Here is a 4,973-nt window from a genome sequence, read left to right on the forward strand (position 1 = left end):
GCACTGCTACTAAATCACCGCATATAATCTGCAAAGGTAACACTTCGTTTGAACCACATAAATACTCATATATCAAAAGCACTAAGCAACGTCAGTATTACTTACTCATTTAAATTAGTAGCCCCACTGTGAAAATACCTAAACGCTTACAGCCATTAGTTGATGATGGTTTTATTGATGAAGTGATCAGCCGTTTAATGAGCGGTAAAGAGGCCGATGTATTTGTGGTCGCCTGTGGTGATGACATTCGCTGCGCTAAGGTTTATAAAGAGGCCAGTAAGCGCAGTTTTAAAAAGGCAGCACAGTACCAAGAAGGGCGAAAAGTACGTGGTGGCCGCCAAGCCCGTGCTATGGGTAAACGTTCAAGTTACGGCCGTCAATTAGAAGAAGAAATTTGGCAAAATGCCGAGGTTGACGCACTCTCGCGTTTATCCTCAGCAGGTGTTCGGGTACCGCAAACTTACGGCTGCATTGACGGTGTATTGCTAATGGAACTTGTAAGCGATGATGAAGGCGATGTTGCACCACAACTTGGCGCGGTTGATTTAACCGAGCAACAAGCCATTGAGCAGCACACATTAATGATGCATTACATCAAGCTCATGCTGTGCGCAGGGATTATTCACGGTGACTTATCTGAATTTAACGTACTTGTAGATAGCAACGGCCCAGTAATTATTGATTTACCCCAAGCGGTTAACGCCTCTGCTAATAATAGCGCCGAGGCGATGTTTGCTCGCGATGTAAATAACATGCGCCGCTATTATGGCCAATTTGCACCTGCGTTATTGCACACGCAATACGCCAAAGAAATGTGGGCACTGTTTGCCGATGCTAACTTAACCCCGCACTCAAAACTCAGTGGCGAATTTGAAGACGACAGCGAAGCTGCAGATGTAGACTCAGTACTTGACGAAATTCAAGCCGCCTTTGATGAAGAACAAGAACGTAAAGAACGCATTCGCGACGCTGATGAGCAATAACCCTTAATTTACGTGCTGAGTTTTGACTATTAGATCAAAACTTAGCATGTAGGTATGGGCCATAAGGGATGAGTTTAGCTCGTCACTGCAAAATCTAAGTTAGTTCTGTCATTACTATCAACGGGAACCGACAGGTGTGCATTTAACTAAAAGCAGCTTGATACTATCCATTAATTAAATACCATTGAGCCTGCAAACACATATTCATTATCAGTGTAATAGCTGATAAATTCTTCCTCATTAAAATCACATTTATAAAAAAAAGACGTTGTGACGGTCTTTTTATTATTTATGGTTATTTCGAATTCAGCCTGTGATGCTTTATTAAATAAAACACTACACTTAGTATTTAAGCCTAACGAATAAACCTTCCCATCAATTTCGATACTGTTGTTGCCTAAAGTAATTTCATTGGGAGTTGTTAATAAATGCAAAAAGTAATAGAGCCCTGTTAAATAAAAAAAAGGAGAAACAAACAAAGCAGCCTTTATCTTTACAGACTCAGAGTCATGTAAATAATAGGTAGAGAGGATGGATATTATAGAGAACAAAACAACCATAACAAAATTTGGAGAGAGCCAGTTTTTGGTAAATTTAAATATCATCTTCGATCGAGAGGTAAGAGTGACGGTCGACTCAATAATTTAAGCTAACAGAAACTAAGGTTCTAAATTTGTAGCCTATCTTATTAAATTAACAATGGTATTTCTACATTTAAGCGCCTGAATAAAATATGCACTTCGTCCATTCCCTTGTGTTTGCCTGCTAACCTTTTTGACCACGTTATTGTGATATCGTACAAAGCCCTCCTTGTCGTATTTTCGACAACTTTTTAAGCATAAACGAGAGAGTCCTTAATGACTAAAGTTGACACTTTTGCGAAGTTCGGCTGTGAGCGAAAAGCGATCATTAAGATTGGCTAAATATCGTCGTTAATTGATTTGTTAAACTGCTTTTTGCGCATATATTCATGAAAATGAGCGGCACGCGCATATTATTCTATTTAACTTTTCTTTAAAGTTTTAGAAAACTTAGTGATAGTAATACCTTAGGTTATTTGTTAAAACTACATAAAGTAGGTAAATGAGCGTTATATCGGCAGAAATATGCGCGATGAGCGCACTATTAAAATGTTGAACTAAGCCGCTACGCGGAGATCCTATTCTTATCATTTGAGCCACACTTACCTTGGGGTTATCCCATAACTTGGAGGTAAGTCATGAATACACTCATTGAACAAGTCAAAACTGGAATAGCCTATCGTGGTTATTCGCAAAGTACATGTAAAAGCTACTGTGAACATTTACTAAAACTCAGTCATTATTTTAATAAACCGCTCGATTCGATTACTGATGAGGAACTTAACGCCTTTTTTAACGATCCTGCGATTCGTAAACTTTCTAGAGCAAGCCAAAAAATACAGATAAACAGTATTTAGTTTCTGTTTAAGAATATTTTACATCGGCCACTTAACTTAGATATTGTACTGCCAAAAGTAAAACTTCGCGCACCCACGTATTTATCGCGCGATGACATGCGACGGCTTATAGAAAGTTGCACCGATATGCGCTTAAAAACATTGATTATGGTGTGCTATGGGTGTGGCTTACGTATTAATGAACTGCTACGCATTAAAGTGCAAGATATCGATGGACAGCGTAAAACTATTTTAATTGAACAAGGTAAAGGGGATAAATCACGATATGTGGTTGTATCAGATAGCGTGCTGGCTCAATTACGTTGTTATTGGAAAATGTATCACCCAACAGGTTGGATGTTCTATTCACGGTTATTAATGGATAAACCTATGTCAGCATCAACCTTCAGGAAGCCATTGCGAAAACATGCACAAGCGTGTGGCTTAAAGCACTGTAATCCACATACTTTACGCCATGCTTATGCAACACACCAACTTGAATCAGGTATGCCACTTCATCAACTGCAACATCAGCTTGGCCACAGTGATATTAAAACCACACAAAGTTACTTACACTGGTTACCTGAATTAGGGCATGGCGGCATTGATTTACTTGCGAGTTGGGGTAAACAATGAACGCCTTACACCTCGCTGATATTTTAAACTCAAGCCTTGAGAGTTATCGCCAACATCATACGGTGAGTTATCAACAACTGCGCGTGTGTCAGCACCTTCAATCATGCAGAACGGGTCAGCTCGGTTATCAAGCATGGCAATGTGATAACTGTGGGGAGTCGCAAAAGATTGGATGTAGCTGTCGAGACCGTCATTGCCCGCGTTGCCAAGGCATGGCTACGGCTAAATGGGTGCAAAAACAGCAGGAGGATTTATTACCATGTAGGTATTTCCACCTTGTTTTTACACTCCCGCATGAGTTGAATATCATTGCGCACTACAACCCAAACGCGTTGTATCAGTGTTTATTCAAAGCCACATGGCAAACGCTGAGTAAATTTGCGAAACGAAAGAGGCATGGTCAGTTAGGCATGACAAGTGTACTGCATACGTGGGGGCAAAACTTAGGTCAGCATATCCATTTACACTGTTTGATACCCGCAGGCGCGCTTGATAAAGCGCACTGGTATGAAATAGAAAAAGGCTATTTATACCCCGTTAAAGCATTATCAACAGTGTTCAGAGGGAAAATGCTGGCGGCGCTCAATGAATGCGATAGTTCATTCGCGAAGGTAAGCACGCCAACCAAATGGTGCGTGTATAGCAAAGCCTGTTTAACGTACAGTGAAAAGCTAGTTAGTTACCTTGCTCGTTATACCCGAAAAGGCGTGATGTCAGAATCGCGATTAGTGTCAGCGACTGAAGAAACAGTGAGCTTTAAATACCGCGATTATGCAGATAACAACCGCGATAAAGTCATGACTCTGAGTTGTGATGAATTTTTACGGCGCTACTTACAACATGTATTGCCCAAAGGGTTTATGCGCATTCGCCACTATGGCTTTTTAGCTAATGCGTGTCGCAAGCGAAAGCTAGCATTAATAAGGTCACAAGAATCACACAGAGGTAAAGTGGAGAAGCTAAAGACAGAAAACGTAACACTGATACCGCATTGGCCTTGCCAGTCATGCAAGACAGGTACCTTACGATTTATTGGTGTGATGAATATAGATGTGGCGACAAATAAAATAGCGCGAACGAGTTAGCAGTCTTGCTTGCTGCATCAAATCAATGAGTTAGCCTGCTTAATTGCTCAGGCTAGCGGCCTCTGTACGTGTAAAAAATATAATTGCTTATTAAGCCAAATTTAGGTGTAATGAATACATAATAAGCGCTGAGCAATGCAGGGAAAGCTTAGATAACACTAGCTAAGCTGATTAAATTAGCAAGGAAAGTGAGAGCCTTCAAAAAGCAAATTCCCATAGCATAAACAACACCAACTCTGACACATCGAGCAGGTAGCGGCTCAGTCCAACAAGCGATTATGCAACACAAACAGCGTGTCGCATAAATACTAAAATGTTATACGAATAGGTGGTTTAAATGGACTTAGTTGCAATTATTGGCACATCAACTTTTGTTACAGCATTTATTAATGTCATTGTTATTTTCTGGTTCAAAGAACGTCTAAAGCAGTCAATTAAGCACGAATACGATCAAGAATTAGCTAAATTGAAAAGCGAATTAGAATTCGGCTTGGACAGGCAGAAAAAACTGTATGAAGGCAAACTAACAATATATAAAAAATATTATACTCTGATGGATTCATATACTGCTAAATCTAGAAAAGCAGTATTCGATGGATTTCAACAAGGAATGATGGATATCTTGAATGATCCCTCTGAAGAGAATACGGCCGACTACATTCGCAGCATGCTAAGAGTTCAAGGAGATGTATCAGAAATCTTTTTGACATTTAAAAATGAAATTAACGGGTTGTAGTGGCATAGTTAATTTGGCCACCCATTAAGAAAGAAATGTTATGCTAATAAGCATACAAATTTGGGTGAAAAAATGACGAAATTAAAACGCGCAACGTATTCTGCGGCAATCAAATC

Annotated in this window: 6 protein-coding genes; 5 read left to right on the forward strand and 1 reads right to left on the reverse strand. The window is 39.9% G+C overall.

Features of this window, described 5'->3' with window-relative positions; all coding sequences use genetic code 11:
* The first annotated feature begins 128 nt into the window (after window positions 1-128).
* Window positions 129-983, forward strand: a complete 855-nt coding sequence (locus tag P20311_RS02130) for a PA4780 family RIO1-like protein kinase (protein WP_008109146.1) — start codon at window positions 129-131, stop codon at window positions 981-983.
* A gap of 170 nt (window positions 984-1,153) precedes the next feature.
* Here P20311_RS02130 and P20311_RS02135 read toward each other — a convergent pair whose 3' ends face one another.
* Window positions 1,154-1,588: a hypothetical protein gene (locus tag P20311_RS02135; protein WP_238529420.1), complete on the reverse strand. Its 435-nt coding sequence runs from the start codon at window positions 1,586-1,588 to the stop codon at window positions 1,154-1,156.
* A gap of 614 nt (window positions 1,589-2,202) precedes the next feature.
* Between P20311_RS02135 and P20311_RS02140 the strand changes: the two genes are divergently transcribed.
* From P20311_RS02140 to P20311_RS02155, 4 genes are all read left to right on the forward strand, one after another.
* Window positions 2,203-2,421, forward strand: coding sequence for a phage integrase N-terminal SAM-like domain-containing protein (locus tag P20311_RS02140; protein WP_008109149.1), 219 nt, complete (start codon window positions 2,203-2,205; stop codon window positions 2,419-2,421).
* Between the two features lie 48 nt (window positions 2,422-2,469).
* The gene (locus P20311_RS02145; protein WP_274377836.1) at window positions 2,470-3,036 is read left to right on the forward strand and encodes a tyrosine-type recombinase/integrase; all 567 of its coding nucleotides are present in this window, start codon (window positions 2,470-2,472) and stop codon (window positions 3,034-3,036) included.
* Window positions 3,033-4,121 carry an IS91 family transposase gene (locus P20311_RS02150; RefSeq protein WP_008109153.1) on the forward strand — a complete coding sequence of 363 codons (1,089 nt, stop codon included), beginning with the start codon at window positions 3,033-3,035 and terminating at the stop codon, window positions 4,119-4,121. The genes P20311_RS02145 and P20311_RS02150 overlap by 4 nt, the downstream gene beginning before the upstream one ends.
* Window positions 4,122-4,458: 337 nt before the next feature.
* A complete protein-coding gene (locus P20311_RS02155) occupies window positions 4,459-4,857 on the forward strand; it encodes a hypothetical protein (RefSeq protein WP_008109155.1) in 399 nt (132 codons plus the stop codon).
* The last annotated feature ends 116 nt before the right edge of the window (window positions 4,858-4,973 follow it).

The sequence above is a fragment of the Pseudoalteromonas sp. BSi20311 genome (assembly GCF_000239875.1).
Taxonomy (GTDB): Bacteria; Pseudomonadota; Gammaproteobacteria; order Enterobacterales; family Alteromonadaceae; genus Pseudoalteromonas.

What these genes read in the sequence shown, in the direction of transcription:
- P20311_RS02135 (WP_238529420.1), bottom strand. Translation starts at nt 1,588, where the DNA reads ATGATATTTAAATTTACCAAAAACTGGCTCTCTCCAAATTTTGTTATG.
- P20311_RS02140 (WP_008109149.1), top strand. Translation starts at nt 2,203, where the DNA reads ATGAATACACTCATTGAACAAGTCAAAACTGGAATAGCCTATCGTGGT.
- P20311_RS02150 (WP_008109153.1), top strand. Translation starts at nt 3,033, where the DNA reads ATGAACGCCTTACACCTCGCTGATATTTTAAACTCAAGCCTTGAGAGT.
- P20311_RS02155 (WP_008109155.1), top strand. Translation starts at nt 4,459, where the DNA reads ATGGACTTAGTTGCAATTATTGGCACATCAACTTTTGTTACAGCATTT.